Source organism: Streptococcus pseudopneumoniae (assembly GCF_038148935.1).
GTDB lineage: Bacteria > Bacillota > Bacilli > Lactobacillales > Streptococcaceae > Streptococcus > Streptococcus pseudopneumoniae_U.
The window spans coordinates 1-247 of record NZ_JBBJZX010000270.1; the positions used below are offsets into that span (position 1 = coordinate 1).

1 pseudogene is annotated in these 247 nt (G+C 42.5%); it reads left to right on the forward strand.

The annotated features are described in order from the left end of the window. Positions 1-247, forward strand: a pseudogene (locus WKI42_RS10935) (helix-turn-helix domain-containing protein); the annotation flags it as partial.

A 247-nucleotide genomic window follows, 5' to 3' on the forward strand; every position in this document is an offset into this window, starting at 1 on the left:
GGTTTAGAGCGCAGTGAAACCTTCAAAGCTATTGGACAATCCATTCTAAAAGACTCGACTACTGTTTCTAAAGAAGTCAAACGAAACAGACAAGTCCGAGAGTCTACATGCCATAACCTTCCTTGCCCTCTACTCGACAAAGCTCCCTTTGTCTGTAACGGCTGCCCTAAAAGAAGACAGAATTGTGGCTATAAGAAGATCTTCTACCTCGCTAAGCAAGCTCAAAAACAATACGAACAAACTCTTG